The organism is Anabaena sp. UHCC 0451 (assembly GCF_034931405.1).
GTDB lineage: Bacteria > Cyanobacteriota > Cyanobacteriia > Cyanobacteriales > Nostocaceae > RDYJ01.
The window spans coordinates 19,465-42,056 of sequence record NZ_JAYGHA010000036.1; the positions used below are offsets into that span (position 1 = coordinate 19,465).

Annotated in this window: 22 protein-coding genes and 1 pseudogene; 12 read left to right on the plus strand and 11 right to left on the minus strand. The window is 37.1% G+C overall.

Annotation, left to right across the window (positions count from 1 at the left end):
• Positions 1 to 3 precede the first annotated feature (3 nt).
• Entirely contained in the window at positions 4 to 879 is an 876-nt protein-coding gene (locus tag VB694_RS21435) for an S-methyl-5'-thioadenosine phosphorylase (protein WP_323362364.1), read from the minus strand.
• Positions 880 to 1,070: 191 nt separating this feature from the next.
• On the opposite strand from VB694_RS21435, the gene VB694_RS21440 reads away from it, so the two are divergent.
• Both VB694_RS21440 and VB694_RS21445 read left to right on the plus strand, forming a co-directional pair.
• The gene (locus tag VB694_RS21440; RefSeq protein ID WP_323362365.1) at positions 1,071 to 1,274 is read left to right on the plus strand and encodes a hypothetical protein; all 204 of its coding nucleotides are present in this window, start codon (positions 1,071 to 1,073) and stop codon (positions 1,272 to 1,274) included.
• A 125-nt stretch (positions 1,275 to 1,399) separates the two neighbouring features.
• Positions 1,400 to 2,380 (plus strand): folate-binding protein, encoded by a 981-nt coding sequence (locus VB694_RS21445; protein WP_323362366.1) that lies wholly within the window; start codon positions 1,400 to 1,402, stop codon positions 2,378 to 2,380.
• An 88-nt stretch (positions 2,381 to 2,468) separates the two neighbouring features.
• On the opposite strand, the gene VB694_RS21450 is transcribed toward VB694_RS21445, so the two are convergent.
• The 3 genes from VB694_RS21450 to VB694_RS21460 form a co-directional block, all read right to left on the minus strand.
• The gene (locus tag VB694_RS21450; protein WP_323362367.1) at positions 2,469 to 3,143 is read right to left on the minus strand and encodes a DUF5331 domain-containing protein; all 675 of its coding nucleotides are present in this window, start codon (positions 3,141 to 3,143) and stop codon (positions 2,469 to 2,471) included.
• A 55-nt stretch (positions 3,144 to 3,198) separates the two neighbouring features.
• Entirely contained in the window at positions 3,199 to 3,480 is a 282-nt protein-coding gene (locus tag VB694_RS21455; protein ID WP_323362368.1) for a (2Fe-2S) ferredoxin domain-containing protein, read from the minus strand.
• Positions 3,481 to 3,565: 85 nt separating this feature from the next.
• Positions 3,566 to 4,543: a cysteine synthase A gene (locus VB694_RS21460; protein WP_323362369.1), complete on the minus strand. Its 978-nt coding sequence runs from the start codon at positions 4,541 to 4,543 to the stop codon at positions 3,566 to 3,568.
• 342 nt (positions 4,544 to 4,885) lie between these two features.
• Between VB694_RS21460 and VB694_RS21465 the strand changes: the two genes are divergently transcribed.
• The 3 genes from VB694_RS21465 to VB694_RS21475 all read left to right on the plus strand — a co-directional run bounded on the left by VB694_RS21465 (position 4,886) and on the right by VB694_RS21475 (position 9,604).
• Complete coding sequence (locus VB694_RS21465; RefSeq protein WP_323362370.1) at positions 4,886 to 5,191, plus strand: hypothetical protein; 306 nt, start codon at positions 4,886 to 4,888, stop codon at positions 5,189 to 5,191.
• Between the two features lie 11 nt (positions 5,192 to 5,202).
• Positions 5,203 to 7,284, plus strand: a complete 2,082-nt coding sequence (locus tag VB694_RS21470) for a dynamin family protein (RefSeq protein WP_323362371.1) — start codon at positions 5,203 to 5,205, stop codon at positions 7,282 to 7,284.
• Between the two features lie 73 nt (positions 7,285 to 7,357).
• Positions 7,358 to 9,604: a dynamin family protein gene (locus tag VB694_RS21475; protein ID WP_323362372.1), complete on the plus strand. Its 2,247-nt coding sequence runs from the start codon at positions 7,358 to 7,360 to the stop codon at positions 9,602 to 9,604.
• On the opposite strand, the pseudogene VB694_RS21480 reads toward VB694_RS21475, so the two are convergent.
• Positions 9,594 to 9,752, minus strand: a pseudogene (locus VB694_RS21480) (IS5/IS1182 family transposase); the annotation flags it as partial. The gene VB694_RS21475 and the pseudogene VB694_RS21480 overlap by 11 nt on opposite strands.
• A 145-nt stretch (positions 9,753 to 9,897) precedes the next feature.
• Between VB694_RS21480 and VB694_RS21485 the strand changes: the two are divergent.
• Positions 9,898 to 10,251 (plus strand): Rieske (2Fe-2S) protein, encoded by a 354-nt coding sequence (locus tag VB694_RS21485; protein ID WP_323362373.1) that lies wholly within the window; start codon positions 9,898 to 9,900, stop codon positions 10,249 to 10,251.
• A gap of 479 nt (positions 10,252 to 10,730) precedes the next feature.
• Positions 10,731 to 11,078, plus strand: coding sequence for a hypothetical protein (locus tag VB694_RS21490; RefSeq protein ID WP_323362374.1), 348 nt, complete (start codon positions 10,731 to 10,733; stop codon positions 11,076 to 11,078).
• 95 nt (positions 11,079 to 11,173) lie between these two features.
• Here VB694_RS21490 and VB694_RS21495 read toward each other — a convergent pair whose 3' ends face one another.
• Complete coding sequence (locus VB694_RS21495) at positions 11,174 to 11,872, minus strand: rhomboid family intramembrane serine protease (protein ID WP_323362375.1); 699 nt, start codon at positions 11,870 to 11,872, stop codon at positions 11,174 to 11,176.
• A 154-nt stretch (positions 11,873 to 12,026) separates the two neighbouring features.
• On the opposite strand from VB694_RS21495, the gene VB694_RS21500 reads away from it, so the two are divergent.
• Positions 12,027 to 12,743, plus strand: coding sequence for a Uma2 family endonuclease (locus tag VB694_RS21500; RefSeq protein ID WP_323362376.1), 717 nt, complete (start codon positions 12,027 to 12,029; stop codon positions 12,741 to 12,743).
• 51 nt (positions 12,744 to 12,794) lie between these two features.
• Here VB694_RS21500 and VB694_RS21505 read toward each other — a convergent pair whose 3' ends face one another.
• Entirely contained in the window at positions 12,795 to 13,268 is a 474-nt protein-coding gene (locus VB694_RS21505; protein WP_323362377.1) for an MEKHLA domain-containing protein, read from the minus strand.
• 289 nt (positions 13,269 to 13,557) lie between these two features.
• Here VB694_RS21505 and VB694_RS21510 point away from each other — a divergent pair, with 289 nt between their 5' ends.
• The 4 genes from VB694_RS21510 (at position 13,558) to VB694_RS21525 (ending at position 17,353) form a co-directional block, all read left to right on the plus strand.
• Complete coding sequence (locus tag VB694_RS21510; RefSeq protein ID WP_323362378.1) at positions 13,558 to 15,618, plus strand: bifunctional serine/threonine-protein kinase/formylglycine-generating enzyme family protein; 2,061 nt, start codon at positions 13,558 to 13,560, stop codon at positions 15,616 to 15,618.
• 50 nt (positions 15,619 to 15,668) lie between these two features.
• Positions 15,669 to 16,289, plus strand: a complete 621-nt coding sequence (locus VB694_RS21515) for a hypothetical protein (protein ID WP_323362379.1) — start codon at positions 15,669 to 15,671, stop codon at positions 16,287 to 16,289.
• A gap of 92 nt (positions 16,290 to 16,381) precedes the next feature.
• A complete protein-coding gene (locus VB694_RS21520; protein WP_323362380.1) occupies positions 16,382 to 16,729 on the plus strand; it encodes an STAS-like domain-containing protein in 348 nt (115 codons plus the stop codon).
• A gap of 3 nt (positions 16,730 to 16,732) precedes the next feature.
• Complete coding sequence (locus tag VB694_RS21525; protein ID WP_323362381.1) at positions 16,733 to 17,353, plus strand: hypothetical protein; 621 nt, start codon at positions 16,733 to 16,735, stop codon at positions 17,351 to 17,353.
• A gap of 13 nt (positions 17,354 to 17,366) precedes the next feature.
• On the opposite strand, the gene uvrB is transcribed toward VB694_RS21525, so the two are convergent.
• From uvrB to VB694_RS21545, 4 genes are all read right to left on the minus strand, one after another.
• A complete protein-coding gene (gene uvrB / locus VB694_RS21530) occupies positions 17,367 to 19,364 on the minus strand; it encodes an excinuclease ABC subunit UvrB (RefSeq protein ID WP_323362382.1) in 1,998 nt (665 codons plus the stop codon).
• Positions 19,365 to 19,466: 102 nt separating this feature from the next.
• Positions 19,467 to 20,531: an aromatic ring-hydroxylating dioxygenase subunit alpha gene (locus tag VB694_RS21535; RefSeq protein ID WP_323362383.1), complete on the minus strand. Its 1,065-nt coding sequence runs from the start codon at positions 20,529 to 20,531 to the stop codon at positions 19,467 to 19,469.
• Between the two features lie 122 nt (positions 20,532 to 20,653).
• On the minus strand, positions 20,654 to 21,526 hold the full coding sequence (locus VB694_RS21540) for a bile acid:sodium symporter family protein (protein WP_323362384.1): 873 nt from the start codon (positions 21,524 to 21,526) through the stop codon (positions 20,654 to 20,656).
• A gap of 105 nt (positions 21,527 to 21,631) precedes the next feature.
• Complete coding sequence (locus tag VB694_RS21545) at positions 21,632 to 22,525, minus strand: hypothetical protein (protein WP_323362385.1); 894 nt, start codon at positions 22,523 to 22,525, stop codon at positions 21,632 to 21,634.
• Between the last annotated feature and the right edge of the window lie 67 nt (positions 22,526 to 22,592).

Below are 22,592 nucleotides of genomic sequence, written 5' to 3' on the forward strand. Positions count from 1 at the left end.
CTGTCACCTGCTATACTTCTCCAACAACAAACCCAGCTTTTCCTTAGTTGCTGCTGGTGCATTGGCTAAATTGGTTAAAATTGCATATTTTAAAGCGGAATGGGCATCACTCGCAGGGGGGTTATCACTTAGCCGCTTCACAGTTTCTTGAATTACTTTTTGGGCATTTACTGCATTGCGTTGTAAATTACCAATCACCATTTCTACAGTGACACTATCATGATCTGGATGCCAACAATCATAATCTGTGGCTAAAGCTAGGGTTGCATAAGCAATTTCTGCTTCCCTGGCTAACTTTGCTTCTGGTAAATTTGTCATCCCAATGACTGTTGCACCCCAACTGCGATAAAGATTTGATTCAGCTTTAGTGGAAAATGCCGGACCCTCCATACATACATAAGTACCATCACGGTGAAGAGTGACATCTGGTAAATTTAAAGAAGCGATCGCATCAGCCAAAACAGCCGCCAAATGTTTGCAGATAGGATCACCAAAAGCAATATGTGCGACAATTCCTTCACCAAAAAAGGTGGAAATTCTACTTTTTGTCCTGTCAATAAACTGATCAGGTACTACCATATCTAGTGGTTTTACCTCTGCTTTCAAAGAACCAACCGCACTGGCAGAAATTAAGTATTTTACACCTAATTGCTTCATGGCATAGATATTGGCACGGAACGGTAACTCAGAAGGTAGTAAGGTATGATTACGACCATGACGCGCCAAAAAAGCTACTCTTGTTCCATTCAGTGTCCCTAGAATTACTGCATCTGATGGTGAGCCAAAAGGTGTCTTGACTTCTAATTCTTCCACATCTTGCAGAGCTTCCATTTTGTATAAACCACTGCCACCAATAATTCCAATCTCCGCTAAGAGCATATTCTTAAACCTATGAATTTTTTAACATCTCAGTTATTTTACCGAAAAACAGAATAGATTAAAGCTACTAACTCCCAATTAATGTGCTTGAATATTGTTTCCGTAAGGCTACGATTGGAAACTTTATGAAAATTTGATATTTTTTAATTAATTAATTAACATTACAAATATATAAATTGCGAGGAATAAATATGCAACTTACAGCTAACTCAGAACAAAGCAATTTAGAAGCTATCTTAGAGCGTATATTTAGTAATCGTCGCATTACGCGCCAAGATCAAAATACAATGATGGCTAATCTTTTGGCTAAAGATGGTCTCAGTGAACAGAACATTCGGCAAATTAATCAAGTATTTGATGCTCTCAAAAGAGGCATAATTAAAGTTGTAGACTAAGAGAAAATACTCATATCATGCCTAAAGTCTACTGAAAATACAACACAAGTCAGTGGTAATAGGTAGCCCTATTTGCTAATATTTGTGATGCAAGAATATGAAAATAGGGTAAGTCTTGATCACCTATGCCAACATCTGCAATTAACAGTAAAGACACAGCAGCTATCTATGCAGCCAGAGAAGCAGTTGCTGTGTGCGATCGCTCTCATTGGGGACGTATCCGTGTTTCTAATGATGAATGTCTACGATTTTTACACAACCAAAGTACCAATGATTTTCAACGCCTCAAACCAGGAGAAGGTTGTGATACGGTGATGGTGACATCTACAGCCCGCACCATTGACTTGGTGACTGGCTACGTTTTCAATGATGCAGTGTTGCTATTAGTTTCACCTCATCGTCGTGCATTTTTGATGGAGTGGTTAGATCGTTATATCTTTTTTGCAGACAAAGTAACATTAACCGATGTCACTGAAGAAACTGCAACCTTTAGCCTCATTGGACCCCAAAGCGATGCTATTGTAGAAAAAATGGGAGCAGGTTCACTGATTGGTCAACCAGAGGGTCATCATGTTTTAGTTGATGGGGTAACTTTTGCGGTGGGTAGCGGTTTGAGTAACCCTGGATATACTCTAATTTTCCCCGTCACTGAAAAACAACGACTATGGAATCAAATTTTAGAGCATGGGGCGTTAGAATTGAGCGATCGCCATTGGGAAATGTTACGAATCTTACAAGGTCGTCCCGCCCCAGATTTAGAACTGACGGATGATTATAATCCCTTAGAGGCCGGTTTATGGCAGACAGTTTCCTTTAACAAAGGCTGCTACATCGGTCAAGAAACCATTGCTAGATTAAACACATATAAAGGTGTAAAGCAGTACCTGTGGGGAATTCGCCTCAATGCTAACGCAGAACCAGGAACGGTGATTACTATTGGTGATGAAAAAGTCGGCAAACTTACCAGTTACACCGAAACCCCTGATGGTCATTTTGGACTTGGTTACATTCGCGCTAAAGCAGGTGGCGTAGGTTTAAAAGTGCAAGTTGGAGAAACCCAAGGAGAAGTTGTTTCAGTCCCATTTGTTTCTCACGAATACCCTTAGCTGGGGATTGGGAATTGGGAATTGGGAATTGGGAATTGGGAATTGGGTTTAACTTGGTTATTGATCCTAGAAATCCTGACTCCTATGATCATTTTACACCCTGACAGAACTCATCTATCCAAGAAGGTAAACTACGGGCATTAGTGCTAGGTGAGATACAGGCAACTGCTTTTACTGGAATGCTCGCAAATTTACCGTTATAATTAAGTTCTTTATTTTGATTGGGAACTTGTGTAGAGATAGTGAGAGATTGTCTGGGTGTTTCCCCCAACATAGAAAGCGATTTGGTGCGAGAATGGTAATTTACTGGTGTTGCTACCGCAACCACAGAAACAGATTGGCGCTTTTGTTCAACAACTGGAGTAATTCTGAATAATAGCTGTTTGTTTTCCTGGGGTGGTTTAGCAGATGACTTTCCCGATAGGGGAGTATTGACAGAAGTCCTCGCAGGTCTACTAACAATCTCATTTTTAGCCACAGAACGCTGTGATTTTAGTAAACGTAACTCCTCATCAGGATTAAAATTCAGACCCAAAGCAGCAATTATTTGATCGGGATTATTATTCAAATCCAGGATAAAAGGGAGTGTTTGCTTTAGCTGCGGTTCCAAAATAGACAGAGTAGCCAAAATATAACCAGAAGAAGGTCGTCTCACACCATCATAGGAACGCCAAATTTGCATTTTGACTAGCCAAGAACGATTTTCCTCGCAGTAACTCAGCCACTTCAGTTTTAGCGATTGACGCAGCTGCTGAATATCCATCAATTTCCTCACTTGAGTCCACAAAAGTGCAGATTTAGTAAATTTTTAAGTAGATTTATCCCTGGGGATGAAATCGATGATATAGCATTTGTTTAACTATTTGACCACCTAATAAATGTTTTTCCACCACTAGGTGTACTTCCAGAGGTAAAACTCGACAATACCAGACCATATCTGGTAACACTAGCACTATTGGACCATTACCACATTGTCCTAAGCAACCACTAGCTGTAACTGTCACATCAGCAATCGGTAAAGATTTAAAAGCAGCTAAAACTTCTGCTGCGCCTTTTTTTCTACAGCTACGATGTTGGCAAATCTGTACGCATTTAGTCATGTCAGTTTAATTAATAAACGAAGATAGGAAGAAAAATCTTCTACCTCTAACAAGTCCCCAGTCCCCAGTCCCCAGTCCCCTATTTTTAATGATTAACAACCAATCCTTTACTAGCCAACCATTCACGGTTAAAAATGCGTGATTGATAGCGAGAACCACTGTCACATAAAATGGTAACAATAGTATGTCCGGGACCTAACTGTTTTGCTAAAGCTACAGCCGCACCAACATTAATCCCAGTTGAACCACCCATTAATAAACCGTCTTTTCTTAATAGTTGATAAACCACTCTTAAGGCTTCTGTGTCATCAATTTGGATAGCATCATCAACAGGTGCGCCTTCCATATTTGCTGTAATTCTACTATTACCAATACCTTCAGTAATAGAATTACCTTCTATTTTGACTTCGCCGGTTTTGATGTAGCTATATAAACCACTACCCATCGGATCAGCAACCACACATTTAACATCTGGGTTCTTTTCTTTGAGGCACATTGCTACACCAGCATAAGTCCCACCTGTACCTGTTGCAGCTACCCAACCATCTATTTTACCGTCTGTCTGTGTCCAAATTTCTCTCCCTGTGGTTTCGTAATGGGCGCGACGATTTGCTAAATTATCAAATTGATTAGCCCAAATGGCGTTTTCCATTTCGGCCGCAATTCTACCAGATAACTTGACGTAGTTTTTAGGGTCTTTGTAAGGGACAGCGGGAACAGTGCGAACTTCTGCACCTAAAGTAGTCAAAGCGTCTATTTTTTCTTGGGATTGGGTATTAGGAATAATAATCAGGCATTTATAACCTTTAGCATTGCATATATGCGCTAATCCAATGCCAGTGTTACCAGCAGTTCCTTCTACCACTGTACCACCGGGTTTAAGTAAACCTTTTGCTTCCGCGTCTTCAATCATGTACAGTGCAGCACGGTCTTTGACAGAACCACCAGGATTGAGAAATTCTGCTTTGGCCAGGATTTCGCAACCAGTATCTTCACTGAAGCTGTTTAAGCGAATCAGCGGTGTGTTGCCAATAGTGCCGACAAATCCTTGTTTGATATCCATCTTAATTGAGTTGAGTTCTTCCCTCTCAGATTTTGCCTTATCGCTGAATCTATTTACAATCTTTTACATTTACCCAGGTGAAAAATTTAGCCACAATTTCCGAAAAGCAACCAAAAAATATTGAATCTTAGTAAATAAGTAAATATAGCAAGCACTTCTATGAGGACATTCCAAAACGCCAAAACCAATTCACAGTAGACAGTTGAATTTTGACCTTTGCTATGTAACTCTTTCCAGTTCATCTGTTTGGATACTTGAGTCTGTAGCTTTGGTTGCACTGTTGGGTAAAATTATTAGCGTCAGCTAAAATACAACATAACTAACTCGATGAGGTTGATACAGATGACATTGCCAGATGAACACAATAGAGAACTGCAACGTAAAGTGGAAATGCGGTTGCGGGAAATGGAAGATAGAATCAATGCCAATGAAGCACCTGTCTATGAAACTCAGAAACATCAGCCAGAAAATTCTCAAAAACCTTGGATGAGAAAAGCTATTCTGGGTGCAAAACTTTTTGGTCTTGCAGTTGCGACAATTGTAGCCATTCGAGTTGCTTCAGTTTTGGCTGGATTTGTTATTTTTGGGGCGTTGGCTTTTTTACTTTACAAACTCTTCCTAGAATCAAAATTTAAGAACATTAAATAGAGTATATCACCATGAATTATCAAGTTGGCACTGATAAATTTATCAATGATTTAGAGCGTGTTTCTCAAGTGCGTTCAGAAATTTCTGTTTGTTTAAATCACCTGGCAGATATCATTAATCAGGCAGAATTAGCTGGTGATAATTCTTCAGGTAAACTTAGTTTATCACGAGATATTGAAGATATTACGGTAGCCAGTAAAAATCTCAGTCAAGGTGTATTTCGGTTGTTGGTTTTAGGGGATATGAAACGGGGTAAAAGTACGTTTCTCAATGCTTTAATAGGAGAAAATTTACTACCAAGTGATGTTAATCCTTGTACAGCAGTATTAACTATTTTACGTTATGGAGCGGAGAAAAAAGTTACCATTCACTTTAATGATGGGAAAAGTCCCCAACAATTAGATTTCCAAAGCTTTAAATATAAGTATACTATTGATCCAGCAGAAGCGAAGAAGTTAGAACAGGAGAAAAAACAAGCGTTTCCTGATGTTGATTATGCAGTGGTTGAATATCCTTTAACTTTGTTAGAAAAGGGGATTGAAATTGTTGATAGTCCTGGTTTAAATGATACGGAAGCGCGTAATGAGTTATCTTTAGGTTATGTGAATAATTGTCATGCAATCTTGTTTGTGATGCGTGCTTCTCAACCTTGTACTTTAGGTGAAAGACGTTATTTAGAGAATTATATCAAAGGTCGGGGTTTATCGGTTTTCTTTTTAGTTAATGCTTGGGATCAGGTGAAAGAATCATTAATTGATCCTGATGATTTGGAAGAATTATCAGCAGCAGAAAATAGACTCAGACAAGTATTTAAAGCTAATTTAGCGGAATATTGTAATCTAGATGGACAAGATATTTATGATGAGAGAGTGTTTGAAATTTCATCAATTCAAGCACTCAGACGTAGGTTAAAAAATCCCCAAGCTGATTTAAGTAAAACTGGTTTTCCTGAGTTTATGGGGGCGTTGAATACCTTTTTGACGAGGGAAAGAGCGATCGCTGAATTACGTCAAGTCAGAACCTTAGCTAGACAAGCTGTAAATCATGCCTGTGAAGCTATTGATAGACGTATTCCCCTACTTGATCAAGATGTTGATGAATTGAAACAACGTATTGATTCAGTTGAACCTGAATTTAGCAAACTCAACAATATTCGTGATCAATTTCAAAAAGAAATTATCAACACCAGAGATAGTCAAGCACGCAAAATATCTGAATCTTTTCGCAGCTACATTTTAAACTTAGGAAATACCTTTGAAAATGATTTCTTGCGTTACCAACCAGACTTAAATTTGTTTGATTTCTTGAGTAGTGGTAAACGAGATGCTTTTAACGAAGCATTACAAAAAGCCTTTGAACAATATATCACAGATAAATTTTCAGCTTGGACTTTAACTGCGGAAAAAGATATTAATTCAGCTTTTAAAGAATTATCTTTTTCTGCTGCACAATATGGTGCATCCTACAGTCAAGTCACCAATCAAATCACCGAAAAATTAACAGGACAAACAGTTAAAGTTAACGCCAATAGTACCACAGAAGATGATAACTCACCTGGTTGGGCAAAATGGGCAATGGGATTATTATCTTTATCGAGAGGTAATTTAGCTGGTGTGGCTTTAGCTGGTGCTGGGTTTGATTGGAAAAATATCCTGTTAAACTATTTTACTGTTATTGGTGTTGGCGGAATAATTACAGCCGTTACAGGTATTTTTCTGGGTCCAATTGGCTTTGCTTTACTAGGTTTGGGAGTAGGAATTTTACAAGCTGACCAAGCTAGGAAAGAGTTAGTAAAAACGGCTAAAAAAGAGTTAGTCAAATATCTTCCTCAAGTAGCAAATGAACAATCTCAAACTGTTTATGATGCAGTTAAAGAATGTTTTGATGCTTACGAAAAAGAAGTGAGTCTCCGCATTAATGATGATATCAATTCTCGTAAATCGGAGTTAGATAATCTGCTCAAGCAAAAAGAAACGAGGGAAATTAATCGAGAAACTGAATTCAAGCGGTTTAAAACTTTGCAGGAAGGTATTATTGAACAACTGCAAAAAATTGAATCTGCATACAGTAATTTATTAGCTTACTATAGCTAATTATCAAAACTATATCCCTGACTTAGAAGTCAGGGATCTGAATATTTAACACAAATTATTAAATACAAGAAATATGCAGCAGCAATCTCAAGATTATAATCAACTAACAACTTCTATTAAATCAGCTTGTCAGTTAATAGATTTGAATAAAGAATCAACATTATATAAAGATGTGATTGCTGTTTGCAATCATTTAGCTAATCCTAATTTTCAGATTGCAGTATTTGGACCTTTTAATCATGGGAAATCAACTTTGCTAAATGCGATGTTGGGAAATCGCACTTTACCAATTGATTTGATACCTACTACTGGTGCTGCAATTACTGTTAAATATGGTTCAACTCTCCGCACTCGGATTATGTTAGCAGATGGTACAGAAATTTACCGCAGTGGTACAGAAGTTTTACAACAGTTTGCGGTTTTAGATGGTAATAGACAGATGCGAAAAGATGTAACCTCTGTTGAGGTTTTTTGTCCTGATTCTTTTTTAGAAAGGGGTGTGGAATTTATTGATTTACCAGGAACAAATGACAGAGAAGCACAGGATAGTTTAGTTAGGGATAGGTTATTAGGAGCAGATTTAGTAATCCAATTATTAGATGCTCGTAAATTAATGACTTTAGGTGAACGGGAAAATTTACGAGATTGGTTATTAGAACGAGGAATTAAAACCGTTATTTTTGTGGTTAATTTCTTAAATTTACTAGAACCTGAAGAACAAAAACAAGTTTATAACCGGTTATTATTTGTTGCTGAAAGTTTCCGTTCTGATTTACCTCCGGGTTTTAGTAATTTATATCGAGTTGATGCTTTACCAGCTTTACGTGCAAGATTAAAAGGTGATGTTGCACTTGCTAATAGTAGTGGTTTAGGAGCTTTTGAAACAGCTTTACAGAATATAGTGACAATTTTACAAGAAAATAGTGGTGGTGTACGTTTACCAAGGGTAGAAATAATAACTTCTCAAATTCAATCTTTATTAGTTGATAAAATTGATAAAATCAAAATTGAAATTAAAACCTTTGATGATAAAGAAAATGCTAAGATTGAAATTAAACAAAAAGCTAAAAGTCTTATTTACCAAGGTTTTAAAACCAGCATTTATGAGTTAGAAACCTGGTTAAAATTACCCAATTTAGTGGCTAAATACCAAGGTGATATTGCAGTTGTGTTAGCAGAAAATAATTTCTCATCTTGGCAAATAGGAACTTTAAAAAAAGACTTGACAGAATTACAATTAAATATCATTAAATGGTTGTATCAAGCTTATGATTTTTTCAAGGAAGAACGACCAGAAGATTTAAAAATACCATTTCCTAATGCACCAGAGTTAAATCTACCAAACAAACCAAATAATCTTAATAGTAATGATTTGACAGAAACTGGTTCTATAGCTGTAGGTGGTGGTATTGGTTGGTTATTAGGTGGACCCGTTGGTGCTGCTGTAGTGGGGAGTATTTCTTATTTATTAAATAAAAATATCCAAAAAGGTGGAGAACAATCAGATAAAGATGTTTATCATCAACAGGTAGCACAAATTTGTATAGTTACTGCTGAAAAATATTTAGCTGATTTTAGTAATCAAGGTTTATCTATTTTGGCTGAATATGAGCAAAAAGCCACTCAAGTAATTAAGTTTCAGGTGAGTCCAGAACCAGGAGAAATTAGCCAAAAAAGGGAAAGTTTAAAAAAGTTGCAGAGTGAATTTAATCAGTTATTAAAAGAGTTAGAAAAAGTCAATATTAAAACTAAATATAAATCTTATCAAGAAACTCCTCAAGCTGCAAATACTCAAACATCATCCCCAGAAAACAGTACCAAATATACATATACAGAAAAAAAGGTAGAACCACAACGTCAAAAGATTTCTACACCACCTCCACCTCCACCTCCACCAAAAACAAATACTAATAAAGCTAAAGTAGATACTAAATTAAAAACACCAAGTCAGCAAGTTTATACATCTCCATCAAATCCTGCACAAGTAGAAGCAAAATTTCGTGCGTGGGAACTTGATGAAGAAATAGCACAAATGAAAGCTAATATGAATTCTTCCGCTAAACAGCAACAAAATACCCATCAAAAAACACAAAAGCCGCCAAAAACGCAAGTTGAAAAAGATAAAATTGCTCGTGCTTATCAAGTTTTAGGTTTACAACCTACGGCTTCTTTTGCTGAGGTGAAACAAGCTTATAAAACTTTAGTGAAAAAATGGCATCCTGATTTATTTATGAATCAACCACAGATGCAAAAACAGGTGCAGGAAAAGATGCGGTTAGTAAATGAAGCTTATAATATTTTAGATGCTAATAATGGTTAAATATATTACGCTCCACAACCCAACGCTTAGGTAAATGGACAAAACCCTTTTTCTCCAAGGGTCTGAGGACAATTGTGACAATCCACCGAAACATATCCATCACCCAACGCATCAATTCTTCTCCTCTGTATCCACCATCCATCCAAATAGACCTTTCCGGTAAATATTGTAGAGACTTTCTATAGAAAGTCTCTACATTAATTTTCACCAGAGGTCTCATAGGATTAAAAGGCGATCGCAAATGACACAATTGGGGGAAACTGAAAACAGGTTTGTCAAGAAAGGAGAACTCTATGGCCTGGACAAAAATCCTCGCAGCTAACACCCTATCCCCCGGTGCGCGAGAAGTTGTGAAAGTAGGGAACAGAAATATTTTGGTGTTAAACCACGAAAATCAACTTTATGCTGTGGAAAATACCTGCCCTCACCTAAAGTTACCCCTAAAATCTGGTAAAATAGAAAATGGAGCTATTGTTTGCTCTTTCCATCGTAGTGCTTTTGATCTAAATACTGGTGAAGTCAAAACTTGGTGTCCTTGGCCACCTGGAGTTGGTAAACTGTTGTCAATGGTTTCCCAACAAAAAAATCTACCAGTATTTCCTCTCCGTGTGGAAGATGGCAATATTTTGATTGACGTGCCAGAGTAGTAATGAATTTAGGTGTAGAGACGTTCGATGGAACGTCTCTACAAGGGTTTTCATATCATCAACAACCACCTTGATACCTCAAATCAGCAAGGCCAATAAATCTACATAATATTACATAAACTTTAACTTTACTCAACATCTGATTTTGTGCTTTTTCAGCGATAATAAAGATGTAGGCACAGAGAAAGATCATTAAATTAATTAAATCATTAATTAACTTCAACCTCAAATAGCTGGTTAGCTAATCACAACCGGAGGTGAAAGAAAATGACATACAATCACATCATCCCTGATAGTACCGCATACCTACTTCTTAAAATCGGTGTGCTATTTTTAGCAATTTTACTGTGGTTTGTAGTTACAGCCACACCAGTTGTTTAAGCACTTTGCCCAATATCTGATCCTAAATAGATAACTTTTCTTGACGCGACTCTATTATATTATAGGATGGACAGAGTGTTAAAAAACGTGGGGCTATTATGGCTCGCTATACCTGTTCTTTTCTTGTTTCTGTTCCCATCGCCCATCTGCAAGCATTATTTATAGAACTGCTACAAGACTGTGGTTTGGAAGTTCAATACTACACAGCCGACTATATTATGGCTCGTGAAATGCCCGGTAATGTATCATTCTCTAAGTTAGTTATAGTGGAGGTATTAATTGATAAATCCACTGCTACAGAAACGGAAACGCGCATGAGTATTGTAATTAAGAATGAGGAACTCCCTCTGCAATTGAACAATCACTGCCGACAAGTTTTTGATTTTGTCCGTCAGGAAATTGAACGCAGCCGCAATTGGCATTTAATTGAAAGTTTAGCTGGTTAAAACTCTCCCGACCGTAAAAATCAGCAGTCGCTAAATTTTTATCAAACGTCGGGAGATTCTTGGTTATATCAGTCCACTTCAACTATATATCCGAGCTAGGATTTATCATCAAACAAACCCAACACAGGGGCAATAATCGCCCCAAAAATAAACCCACCTGCGTGCGCCCAGTAGGCAATACCACCGCCTTCCATGCCAATATTAGTCGGTGCTTCTAAACTGGCTATACCATAAAAAGCCTGTTGCAAAAACCAAAATCCTAAAAAGAAATATGCAGGAACCCAAAAAGTTGGGAAGAAAATACCCAAAGGCAGCAAAGTCAAAACTTCTGCTTGGGGAAAACGCAGAATATACGCACCCATCACACCCGCAATAGCTCCACTTGCTCCCAAGGAAGGAATGTTAGAATTTTGAGCAAAGTACCATTGGGTTAATGATGCTAAAACACCACAAGATAAATAAAAGACTAAATATTTAAAATGTCCTAATTTATCTTCCACATTATTCCCAAAAATCCAGAGAAATAACATATTTCCAGCTAGGTGCAAAAAACCACCGTGCAGAAATTGTGCCGTAATTAAAGTTAGCCATTCTGGTATTGGTTGATTTACAGAAATGCCAGCAAAGCTTAAAGAAAGTTCTCTAGGAACTACAGCCGCTAGATGTAAAAACCCATTTAACGCTTGTGGAGGCAGACTTGTTTCATAAAGAAAAGCGAGGACATTAGCAATAATTAGCCCATAAGTTACATAAGGTGTAATTTCTGTGGGATTGTTGTCTTTAAGGGGAACCACTAGAATTTTTCCTGATTTTTGAGCAGCTAGTTTTAAAATAACGGATTTTGCTAAATATGGCTTCTATCTGGTGGATGGATATGTTAAAATGCCAACATTCCCAACTTCTTAAATAAGTCAGGAATCTATCTCCCCAAAATTGGAGGTCTAGCTTATGGTACAGCAACTCACACCCCAAACTGCACTAGATATCATCTACCCTGACAGTGACGGCAAACCAATGGCAGATAATACTAAACAATTTCGCTGGATTGTTACTATTAAAGAAAACCTAGAAATATTATTTGCACCACGGGATGATGTCTTTGTCGCTGGTAATCTCCTATGGTATCCCGTTGAAGGCAGTGTTAAAACTCGCCAAGCACCAGATGTAATGGTTGTATTTGGTAGACCAAAAGGCGATAGAGGTTCTTATAAACAATGGCTAGAAGATAATATTTCACCACAGGTTGTCTTTGAAATTTTATCCCCTGGAAATCGCACTCCAGAAATGATTAATAAATCACTTTTTTATCAACGTTATGGAATAGAAGAATATTATATTTATGACCCAGAAACATTAGAATTATCTGGCTTTTTACGTTCCCAAGATTCTTTTGCAGTCATAGAAGAAATAAATGGTTGGGTAAGTCCAAACTTGGGTATAAGTTTTCAACTCACTCCAGATACTTTAGATATTTATTATCCTGATGGGCGGAAATTTATGACATCTGTGGAACTTAATCAAAGGGCTGAACAGGAATATCAACGGGCTGAACAAGAATATCAACGGGCTGAACAGGAACGCCAAGAAAAAGAAGCAGCACTCCAGCAATATCAAGAATTATTAGTCAAATTGCAAGCTCAAGGAGTTGATATAGAAAATCTCTAAACTACTTGACAATTTAGCATTTTTTTTCAGTCAATTACCGACAAATCCAGGTCAGATAAATTCACATTTAGAGTAAACAGCAGCTTGACCACAATATTGATTTTGTTCATCTAAAAGATTCCAGAGAATACCGTCTTCAATCTGAAAGCGTTTACCTGTGCTAGTAATTCGCACACCAGAAAAATAGCTAAAGCCTTTAGTCCCTGCATCTGCTAACAAGCGGTTTCTTTCTTCTTGTTCTACTGCTTCAGCTGTTTTGCGTGAAGGTGTACGAGTAAATTCATCCCAAAACATTTCCCATTGTTCTAAAGCTTTGCGGTTTCCGTAATTAAAAATTGGATTTTCTTCTGTACCGTGAGACGCTAAAACAAAAGGGGCTGCAAACAGTGCTTGTGCTACTTCTAAAGGTGAACCAGTCACATCTAACAAAGAATATCCTAGCCAATGCTGAAAACTGTTGAGAATGCGTTGACTGTGAATAATTATAGCTTCTTGCTGCCAGGGAAATTCAATCATACTAGTCATAATCAAGGGAAAATACAATATGGAAAATTTATCAAATCAACAAAATTCATTGAAGATAAAAGTCAAATCTTTTATATTCAGGACTTACGGAACTGGCACATTGGTAGGGTGCGTCAGACTGCATAAATCCTGCAAATAAACAGATTGTTGATATCTGACGCACCCTACAACAGATTTTTGGTGCGACACTTGCGTAAGTCCTAACATTTTAACACCACATTCTCCAGGACAAGGTTTATACTGGTTTAATATAGATATTTTTTCTAAAGATTTATAGGTGAATTCAGCTATGCAGCTAGGTGGACGTTACGAAATTATCGAAGTATTAGCAACTGGTGGTTTTGGCATTACCTATAAAGCTACAGATACCCAAAAACCCAGTAAACCTATATGTGTAGTTAAGGAGCTTCTACCTCAACACCATAATACATTTGCCGCGAATTTTTTTGAGAAGGAAGCCAAAACTTTGGAAATCTTGGGTACACATTACCAGATTCCTTATCTATTAGCTTACTTTGAGGAAAATAAAAAATTTTATATTGTGCAAGAATTTATCCAGGGACAATGTTTAGATAAAGAAATTATTCCCGGTAAACCACTAAGTGAAGGTTATGTTAGTAAATTATTGCAAGATGTTTTAGAAGTTTTAACTTTTGTTCACCAACAACAAGTTATTCATCGCGATATCAAACCGCAAAATCTCATCCGTAGACAACAAGATGGAAAAATTTGTTTAATTGATTTTGGTATAGTTAAAGAAATAGCTTCCCAAATTATAGATAGTCGTGGTAGTATGCAGACTTCAATTATGGCAGGTACTCTTGGTTATATGCCAGCAGAACAAGTCAGAGGTAAAACAGTTTTTGCTAGTGATATTTATGCCTTGGGAATAACTGCTATTCAAGCTTTAACAGGTTTGCGTTCTCAAGACATTGAAGAAGATGCACAAACAGCAGAATTATTATGGCAACAGTCAATTAAAGTCAATGAGAAGTTAGCCACGTTCTTAACAAAAATGGTGCGTCGTCATCATAGTTTACGTTATCAAAATGCTCAAGCAGCTTTAGAGGATTTGAAACTATTAACTGCTTCTTTACCTACAGCAATTCTATCATCTCCAGTTTTAGTCACTTCTGCTAGAGATGAATATTATCAAGAATTAGCAAATCTAGCTAAACAAGCTAACGGACAACTTTCTCCTGTAATGTTGAAAAAATTAGAAATAAAAAGAATTAATTTAGCCTTATCTGAACAAGAAGCAAGGGAAATTAAGGAAGTAGTTTTACAACCATATCGAGAGTATGAACGTCGGCAACAACAAGCCCAAAAAATTCCTCAAACTCAGCAAAATCAGCCATCAATTTCCACGAAATCGCAAAAACGCGGTGCTAACAGAGCAATATATAAATCTGAAGTTCAACAAACACCAGAAGTAGAAAATCAATCAGTTTCTCAAACGCAATCTCCAGCTATTGTTAAAACTAAAGCATTTGCATTTGAAACAGCACAATTGATTTTAAAATCTAGATTTTTGGGTTTAGGAACAACTTGGGAAATTCAACGCAGCAAAAAAACAGTAGAGTTGTTTTTAGAAGAATTAGAAAATAGCACAATTTTAGAATTAATTGCTATCCCTGGTGGCACTTTTTTAATGGGTTCAGCCGAAAATGAAGTCGAAAGTACGGATAGGGGAACTCCTCAACATCAAGTTACTATTCAACCTTTTTTACTAGGTCAATATCCTATTACTCAAGCACAATGGCAAGCAGTTTCTAATTTACCAAAAATTAAATTTGATTTACATCCAAACCCATCTCATTTTCAAGGTGCTAACCGACCAGTAGAACAAGTATCATGGCATGATGCACAGGAATTTTGCTCCAGATTATCACGTAAAACAGGTAAATTATATCGTTTACCCAGTGAATCTGAATGGGAATATGCTTGTCGTGCAGGTACAACTACACCTTTTTATTTTGGTAATACTATTAACACTGATTTAGTAAATTATAATGGTGAATATGTTTATGCAAATGGACAAAAAGGAATTTACCGCAAAGAAACAACAAATGTGGGAATTTTTCCAGCTAATGCTTTCGGTTTATATGATATGCACGGGTTAGTTTGGGAATGGTGCGAAGATGGCTGGTATGATAATTATATAGGTGCGCCTACTGATGGTAATGCGTGGTTGAGTGGCAGTGATAATCACCCTCGTCGTGTCCTCCGTGGTGGTTCTTGGTCTTATCGTCCAGTCTATTGTCGTTCGGCATATCGTGTTAATTATCCAGCAGTTAGTAGAGACCAAAATCACGGTTTTCGTGTTGCTTGTTCTGCTACATGGAGTTAATAATTTTTGATTCTGTAGTTACTAAAAAAATCAGGCGTTAAACAATATTTATGTTTTTTAGCAATTCTTTAGAAAATCAACTCCAACGCTGGAATGAAACTATTTCCAAGCAACTAAATAGCCCTCATGCTTACATTCGTCGGGGAATGGTTTATTTTCAACTTGCCAAAATTCAGGAATCAATTCAAGATTTTGATACCGCTGAAAAATTAGATTCTAAACTTACTCCCTATCTTTGGCAACGGGGCTTATCTTATTATTATGCCGAAAGATTTGCTGAGGGTGCGAAACAGTTTGAAATAGATTTAACTGTGAATGCTCAAGATGTGGAAGAAACAGTTTGGCGATATCTTTGTATAGCGCGGTTATCTGGTGTGATAGAAGCGCGTAATTCTTTGTTACCTGTGAAAAATGATCCTAGAAAAATTATGCGGTCTATATATGATTTATTTGCGGGTAATTGCACGACTGATGATGTTTTGACGGTGGGTAAATTGGAAGGGTTAAAAGGTGATTTTTATAGTCATCTTTATTTAGGTTTGTATTATGAAGCTGAGGGTAATTTGGATCTAGCAAAAGAGTATATTGTGAAAGCTGCTGATAATTATAAAATTGATGATTATATGTGGTATTTAGCGGTGGTGCATAAAAATTTACGGGGATGGAATTAAGAATTAAATTTAACATTTTTTTATAAATACGTGGCGAAGCCATAGTTTCTCAACTCAAGAGGCGAATATTCTAGAAAGGAGGAGATAGAGATATGAGACACAAAATTTACGATATGGTAGGCGAATATGCTACCACTGCTGATTATGGTCAAGAACTTTATGAAGTTATTCATCCCTGCTTACTGCGTGGCGAAGCAATAGAATTGGATTTTACAGGGGTGAAAGTTTTTGCATCTCCATTTATAAACTTTGCATTTGGTCAATTGTTGAAGGATATTTCCACAGAGAACCTGAATCAACTTATAGAATTTACTTCTCTCAATGATGATGGATGGGATGTTTTAGAATATGTAATAGCTAAGGCAAAACGATATTACTCGGACGAGAAATATCGAAATGCTGTGGATACGGTGATTACAAATATGGCTGAAACTTTTTGAGCCATGGCAATTAATTTAAACATTCAAGCTGATGTGATAGACATTAGAAAAGATACTCCAAAGAAAAGCGATATTTTCTTTGTAGATACTAATGTTTGGTTCTGGCAAACTTACACATATGCTAAAGAAGTTGCTAAGGCTTACCAAATCAAAAATTATCCCAATTATCTCAGACAAGCAGGTTTACATGAAGCTACTTTCACCTACTCTGGGCTAACTTTAGCAGAACTTGCACATATTATTGAGAAAACTGAATATGAGATTTATGTTCAATCTAATGGATCTTTACCAATTAAGGAATATCGTCATAATTATCCAACAGAAAGAGCCAATGTTGTAGCTGAAGTTCAGTTTACTTGGCGACGAATCAAAAAAATTGCAATTCCTATTAATTTAACAGTAGATGATGCTACTACTGATGCAGCACTCCAGCGTTTTCAAACTCAAGCAGTTGATGGTTATGACTTATTACTTCTAGAAGCAATTAGTAGAGCAGGAGCAGGAACAGTGAAAATTATTACTGATGATTTAGACTATAGTGTTGTTCCTGGTATTCAGATTTTTACCAGCAACAACTATGTAATTCAAGAAGCTACTAAACAGCAAAAATTAATAGTGCGTTAATCATAAATTAAGTTTACCTACCCAACATTTTATCCCTTAAATGCTTAATGCGATCGCGCAACTTTGCAGCTTCCTCAAACTCCATCTTTTTCGCTGCTTCCTTCATCTGTTTTTCCAACAATGTAATTAACTCAGGAATATCCTCCAAAGCTAACTCATCTAGATGTTCATCAACAACTTTTAAATCACCGGCATTTAACCGCCGAGATACATCCAGAAATGATAAAATCGCATTACTTGATTTTTTGATAATTGGTTGCGGTGTAATTCCGTGCAGTTTATTATAAGCTGTTTGTATTCCCCTTCTTCGATCAGTTTCATCAATAGCTTTAATCATGCTATCTGTTAACTTATCAGCATACATAATCGCCTGTCCGCGAATATGACGTGCAGCCCGGCCAATAGTTTGAATTAACGAACGTTCAGCCCGCAAGAAACCTTCTTTATCTGCATCCATGATTGCAACTAAAGAAACTTCTGGTAAATCCAAACCTTCCCGCAGTAAATTCACACCTACTAAAACATCAAATTTACCATTTCTTAAATCTTGTAAAATTTCAATTCTCTGAATCGAATTAATCTCAGAATGTAAATATCTAACTTTAATTCCCTTATCTTCCAAATATTCAGTTAAATCTTCCGCCATACGTTTAGTTAAGGTAGTAATTAAAGTTCTTTCTTTCCGATCAACTCTATCCTTAATTTCTCCTAATAAATCATCAACTTGACCTTCTGTGGGACGGACAAATATAACCGGATCTACCACACCAGTTGGTCTAATTACTTGCTCAATTATATTATCTTTAGAGATTTCTAATTCCCAATTTCCTGGAGTTGCAGAAACGAAAATACATTGATTAGCCTTTTGCCAAAATTCCTCTGCTTTCAAAGGACGATTATCAGCCGCACTGGGAAGCCGAAAACCATGATCAATTAAAACCTTTTTTCGTGCTTGATCGCCATTATACATCCCGCGAATTTGTGGTACAGTTACGTGAGATTCATCAATTACTAATAACCAATCTTTAGGAAAATAATCAATTAAACATTCTGGTGGTTCTCCTGCTTGTCTACCTGCTAAATGACGAGAATAATTTTCTACGCCGTTACAATATCCCACCTCACGCAACATTTCCAAATCGTAGCGAGTGCGTTGATCTATACGTTGGGCTTCGACTAATTTTCCTAATTCTTCTAATGCTAATTTTTGCTGTTTTAATTCGGCGGAAATATCTGTACAAGCGACTTCTAAACGTTCTTCTGGGGTGACAAAGTGACGGGCTGGGTAAATATTTACTGCTTGTAAACTGCTGAGAATTTCCCCAGTTACAGGGTCAATATAACGGATTGCATCAATTTCATCACCAAAAAATTCAACTCTAATAATTCTATCTTCGTAAGCTGGTCCAATTTCTAAAACATCACCCCGGACGCGGAATTTTCCCCGACCCATTTCCACATCGTTGCGGCTATACTGCACAGATGTTAAATCTCGCAAAATTTGCCGTTGGTTAACTTCCATACCTATCTGTAGGGGAATTGCGGCTTTGAGGTATTCAGCCGGCATTCCTAAACCATAAATACAACTAATAGAAGCAACAACAATCACATCACGGCGTTCAAATAAAGAACGAGTTGCAGAATGTCGCAACATATCAATTTCATCATTAATTGCTGCTGTTTTTTCTATATATGTGTCAGTGACGGGAATATAAGCTTCCGGTTGATAATAGTCGTAATAACTGACAAAATACTCAACGGCGCTGTTAGGAAAAAATTCCCGCAACTCGTTACATAATTGCGCGGCCAGGGTTTTATTATGGGCTAAGACTAAAGTAGGTTTACCAACTTTTTCAATGACTGCGGCGATAGAAAACGTCTTACCGGTTCCCGTCGCACCCAGTAAAGTTTGGTAACGATTACCTGCTTGGATGCTGGTGATAAGTTGGGCGATCGCCTGTGGTTGATCACCAGTGGGAGTAAAAGGAGCTTGAAGACTAAATTCTGTCATAACCGTTTTGCTGAACATACCCTTTCCCATGGTAGCCATACCATCTCAAACTGTGGGGTCTCAGAAGTAATTTGATTTCTGCTCAAACTACTTCTCGATAAATTAAGCACGCCAACGTAGCAATAGACTTTTTACAGGATTGATAAATTCCCGTTTTTCAGATGTCGCACGGGCAAATTCTCGCTTTAATTGATAATACCATTGTGCTTGCATATCTGAATCTTTAATTAGTCGTAAAACTGGATTATATTTGAGTCCAATTTGCTGTTTTTCTACTACTGTTCGGTCTTGATCTAGAAATTTTCTGGCTAATATATGAATTAAAGGTGTGAAGATTCTTAACCAAGAGGGTATACCATAAAGAACAAAATTTACTTCTGTTTCTGTTTCGGAAATTGGTGTAACTGCGGTTAAATTACAAACTCGATGTTTACCAAAAGTAATTTCTTCTATTCTGACTCCAGGTAAACGAAAAGAAATTTCCACTTCGGGAATTCCACCACCGACTAACCAATATAATCGGCTCATATTTTCCATGTTTTCTGATAACTGATGTCGTCGCACTGTAAAGCCATAAGGTGAAGGGTCAAATTGCTTAACTTCTTCATGTAAATCACCGCTTCTCCACCACCAGACTCGATGCACGTAAGGAGAATGTGCAGGGTCCATTAGACCAGTGACTGCATAATCTATAAAGCAAGGAAAGCGCATCACTTCTACTAAGTGTGGTTGTTTTTCAGGAAAACCAGGAACTACTGGAACGTCATTTTCTTGAGCATGAATTTGAGATTTTTCTTCATCACTCATGTATATCCAAATGTTACCTTGAGTCTCATGAATGGGATATGATTCCACATCAAAGCGGCTTAATTCAGTGTTTTGTTCTGGTAATAAAGATGGAATGGCTACACACTTTCCAGCGGGGTTGAAACGCCAACCGTGGTAACAACATTCTACTTCTTTGCCATCGAATCGACCACAACTTAAAGGGACTGCACGATGAGGACAAATATCACGAACTGCGGAAACTTTACCATCTTGATTTCTGATCAGGAGTACGGGTTCTCCCAAAAAAATTCGGGATACCATCTTACCTGGTTTAAGTAGATGACTAGGTAGTGCGTAGTACCAAAGATTACGTAATAAGATGTTATTGTTATCTATCATAGGAATACCCGATCAGCGGGAAACGAGCGCGGTTTTAGCCCTGAGAGGGAAGCGACACGGGCGGTTTTAACCGCGTTGGTCTTTTCTATATTAACCGTGATGTGGGTATTCAATGTATTTCTTCACAGAGGGTTGGTTGCAGCTAACTTTCTACCGTAGCGAATAGCAATAAACCCTGTCAGATACATAAATAAACTATAAACCGCAGCCGGTATTGCCATATCAGGATTGTTGAGTAATCCGGCGGTAATGGCGATCGCTAATGTACCATTCTGAAGTCCAACTTCAATCGCAATGCAGATTTGTTGAGGAGGATTGAGATTCAACAACTTGCTAATATAAAACCCTGCAAACATTGAGATAAAATTCAGCAATACAACGCCAAATCCAACTTGAAGAAGAAAGTCAGGGAGACGCTGCCACTCACGAATAATCAACAAGAGAATTATTGTAGCAAGTAATACTCCGGCAAGACGGTTAGTGACTTTTTCCAAAGATAGAGCAAATTTTGGAAACATCTGCCGTAACAGCATTCCCAACCCGATAGGAAAAAGCGTCATCAGAAAAATTTGTGCTATTGTTGCTCCAATGGGTAGAGCGATGGCCGCAGTTTGTCCAATAAAGTGCTGATATGCAAGGTTTGCCAACACCGGAATTGTAAATACTGTAATTACACTGCTAAAAGCGGTTAGAGTTACTGAAAGTGCAACATCGCCTTTGGCAAGGAACGTAATTATATTTGAAGATACCCCGCCTGGACACAGTGCTACTATCATTAACCCCATTGCGATCACAGGTTGCATAGGTACAACTTTAGCAATGATGAACCCAATAATAGGTAAAAAAACTAACTGACTTACTAAGCCGATTGAGACAGCTTTAGGATATTTCTTTACACGTTGAAAATCGTCTGGTACAAGAGATAATCCCATCCCTAGCATAATGATAGCTAAGGCTATAGGTAATATAACCGCACTCAAAAAGCTTGCTTCCATAATTAAATATTCCTGTTTTATATGATAAATTTAAACGATAAACGTTATTTAAAATAAGTAATGTTTTTGTTGGGTTGCGCTTTGCTTAACCCAACCTACAATTTTTTAGTCTGCGTTTACCCAAAAATCTGCGGTTTTGATTTTACCATTACGGTTAAATTGCATCCACATTTTATAAGTTCCTGACTGGGGTAATTTTGTGTGAAATTCAATTTTTCCATCTGTAGTATTTTTGAGCGCGTGAGCGTGGATATAATCGGCTGTCGTGAGAGGAGATGAACTTTTGATCACTACTAAATGAGCTTTTTCTCCTAAGTACGGTTGTAGGTCTTTAATGGGTTGGTTTTTGTTGTCTTTTAAGTCAAAAGTAAAAGTTACATCTTCACCTGCTTTGATTTTTTCTTGAGATGGTTTAAAACTGACTTTGGTATCGGAAATTGTTTTAGTTTTTTCATATTTAGATAAACTTTTGGGAAGGGGAACTGAACCAGGAATAGAGATTTTTGTTAATGATAAAGTTTCGGCTTGTCCGGTGGGTTTATAATCACTGAAAAGTGTATATTCTCCTGGTTGGGGAAAGTTGGCGCTGACTGCAAATCTACCATTTTCTTTATAGTCTGGATGAATATGGTCGAAATGTTCTAAGTCATCACTAACAACTATTAAGTGCATTAATTTTTCTTGGAAAATGTCAAATTTATTGACTGGTTTTCCCGCTTCATCCTGAATATCAAGAACTAAGTCAATCGGTTGATTAGACGTTAAGGTTTTAGGAGTAGTTAACTTAGCATTGGTAACTGTTTTTGGTTTTTGATCATGTTGTGAGTGATCCATAGACTGTCCTTGATGATCACCCATGGGTGTTGTTTCTTTTTTTTCGGTTTGAGAAGTAGTTTCATTATTAGAAACTTGTGTTTCACCAGATTCAACTGTAGATGAACAACCAGAAGATACTAATAATGTTGTAGCCATGAAAATTCCTGTCAAAATACGTTTCATCTTGATATATTTCCTTAATTAAAATTAGCGGTTAAATGAAAAGTGCAAAACCAGAAAATCTGTTACA

Bases quoted from the DNA above. Each gene is read 5' to 3' on its own strand.
- VB694_RS21545 (WP_323362385.1), bottom strand. From the start codon at position 22,525: ATGAAACGTATTTTGACAGGAATTTTCATGGCTACAACATTATTAGTA.
- VB694_RS21450 (WP_323362367.1), bottom strand. From the start codon at position 3,143: ATGGATATTCAGCAGCTGCGTCAATCGCTAAAACTGAAGTGGCTGAGT.
- VB694_RS21455 (WP_323362368.1), bottom strand. From the start codon at position 3,480: ATGACTAAATGCGTACAGATTTGCCAACATCGTAGCTGTAGAAAAAAA.
- VB694_RS21440 (WP_323362365.1), top strand. From the start codon at position 1,071: ATGCAACTTACAGCTAACTCAGAACAAAGCAATTTAGAAGCTATCTTA.
- VB694_RS21460 (WP_323362369.1), bottom strand. From the start codon at position 4,543: ATGGATATCAAACAAGGATTTGTCGGCACTATTGGCAACACACCGCTG.
- VB694_RS21445 (WP_323362366.1), top strand. From the start codon at position 1,400: ATGCCAACATCTGCAATTAACAGTAAAGACACAGCAGCTATCTATGCA.
- VB694_RS21505 (WP_323362377.1), bottom strand. From the start codon at position 13,268: ATGACTAGTATGATTGAATTTCCCTGGCAGCAAGAAGCTATAATTATT.
- VB694_RS21490 (WP_323362374.1), top strand. From the start codon at position 10,731: ATGGCTCGCTATACCTGTTCTTTTCTTGTTTCTGTTCCCATCGCCCAT.
- VB694_RS21525 (WP_323362381.1), top strand. From the start codon at position 16,733: ATGGCAATTAATTTAAACATTCAAGCTGATGTGATAGACATTAGAAAA.
- VB694_RS21475 (WP_323362372.1), top strand. From the start codon at position 7,358: ATGCAGCAGCAATCTCAAGATTATAATCAACTAACAACTTCTATTAAA.
- VB694_RS21540 (WP_323362384.1), bottom strand. From the start codon at position 21,526: ATGGAAGCAAGCTTTTTGAGTGCGGTTATATTACCTATAGCCTTAGCT.
- VB694_RS21520 (WP_323362380.1), top strand. From the start codon at position 16,382: ATGAGACACAAAATTTACGATATGGTAGGCGAATATGCTACCACTGCT.
- VB694_RS21535 (WP_323362383.1), bottom strand. From the start codon at position 20,531: ATGATAGATAACAATAACATCTTATTACGTAATCTTTGGTACTACGCA.
- VB694_RS21500 (WP_323362376.1), top strand. From the start codon at position 12,027: ATGGTACAGCAACTCACACCCCAAACTGCACTAGATATCATCTACCCT.
- uvrB (WP_323362382.1), bottom strand. From the start codon at position 19,364: ATGACAGAATTTAGTCTTCAAGCTCCTTTTACTCCCACTGGTGATCAA.
- VB694_RS21470 (WP_323362371.1), top strand. From the start codon at position 5,203: ATGAATTATCAAGTTGGCACTGATAAATTTATCAATGATTTAGAGCGT.
- VB694_RS21435 (WP_323362364.1), bottom strand. From the start codon at position 879: ATGCTCTTAGCGGAGATTGGAATTATTGGTGGCAGTGGTTTATACAAA.
- VB694_RS21515 (WP_323362379.1), top strand. From the start codon at position 15,669: ATGTTTTTTAGCAATTCTTTAGAAAATCAACTCCAACGCTGGAATGAA.
- VB694_RS21510 (WP_323362378.1), top strand. From the start codon at position 13,558: ATGCAGCTAGGTGGACGTTACGAAATTATCGAAGTATTAGCAACTGGT.
- VB694_RS21465 (WP_323362370.1), top strand. From the start codon at position 4,886: ATGACATTGCCAGATGAACACAATAGAGAACTGCAACGTAAAGTGGAA.
- VB694_RS21485 (WP_323362373.1), top strand. From the start codon at position 9,898: ATGGCCTGGACAAAAATCCTCGCAGCTAACACCCTATCCCCCGGTGCG.